General features: G+C 70.4%; 1 protein-coding gene and 1 pseudogene. Both read right to left on the bottom strand.

The window, feature by feature from the left end; all coding sequences use genetic code 11:
- Positions 1-234, bottom strand: a pseudogene (locus tag LQV45_RS34070) (ABC transporter ATP-binding protein); the annotation flags it as partial.
- A partial coding sequence (locus tag LQV45_RS34065) for an ABC transporter ATP-binding protein (protein ID WP_230012271.1) occupies positions 231-1195 on the bottom strand: 965 nt, incomplete at its 5' end. The gene LQV45_RS34065 and the pseudogene LQV45_RS34070, both read right to left, overlap by 4 nt.

Raw genomic sequence — 1195 nt, 5'->3', positions numbered from 1 at the left:
GACCAGCACCAGCCACAGCCGTTCGGGCCGCAGCTCCCCCAGCAGCCGCCGGGCGGAGGGGCCGAAGTTCATGGCCTTCTCGGCCGGGATGTTCATCCCGGCAAACGGGCCGCCGCGGCCGGGGCCACCCGCCGGGCGGGGAATCCGCAGCGGCGCCTGCGTGGCGGAGGCTGGAGCCCCGGCAGCGGGAGCGGCTGCGGGAGCCGGCGTCGGCGCCTTGTCGGTGCGGCTCATGCTGCCTCCTCCGCTGCGAGCTGGGAGTTCACAATCTCCTGGTACGTCTCCGAGGTCGCCAGCAGTTCCTCGTGCGTGCCGTGCGCGACGATCCTGCCGCGCTCGAGCACCAGGATCCGGTCCGCGTCCACAATGCTGGAGACCCGCTGGGCGATGATCACCATGGTGGCCCCGGCGGTGTGCTGCTTGAGTGCCTGCCGCAGCCGGGCGTCCGTGGCGGTGTCCAGCGAGGAGAAGGAGTCGTCAAAGATGTAGAGCTCGGGCTGTTTCACCAGTGCCCGGGCGATCGCGAGCCGCTGCCGCTGGCCGCCGGAGACGTTGGTGCCGCCCTGCGAGATCGGTGCATCCAGTCCGCCCTCCAGCTCCTCCACAAAGTCCTGCGCCTGCGCAATCCTCAGGGCCCGCCAGAGCTCGTCCTCGGTGGCGTCGGGTTTGCCGTAGAGCAGGTTGCTGCGCACCGTGCCGGAGAACAGGTAGGGCTTTTGCGGGACCAAGCCGATGTGCCCCCACAGCAGGTCCGGGTGGAGCTCGCGGACGTCCACGCCGTCAATCCGCACCGAACCGGAGGTCGCGTCGAACAGCCGCGGCATCAGGTTCACCAGGGTGGTCTTGCCGGAGCCGGTGCTGCCGATGATCGCCGTCGTCTGCCCCGCCCGGGCGGTGAAGTTCACGTCCTGGAGCACCGGCTGCTCGGCGCCCGGGTAGGCGAATCCGACGTCGCGCATCTCCAGCTCGCCACGGGCTGCCCGCCCGGCCGCGCGCGAAACCGGGCGCAGCGGCGGCCGGACGCTGGATTCGGTCCCGAGGACCTCGCCGATCCGGTCCCCGGAGACGGCAGCGCGCGGGATCATGATCGCCATGAACGTGGCCATCATGACCGACATCAGGATCTGCATCAGGTAGCTCAGGAACGCGATCATGGTCCCCACCTGCATGGACCCGTCCTCGATCCGGAACGCGC

Source organism: Microbacterium sp. Bi128, from assembly GCF_918698205.1.
This window is presented reverse-complemented; position numbering and strand designations above follow the sequence as displayed.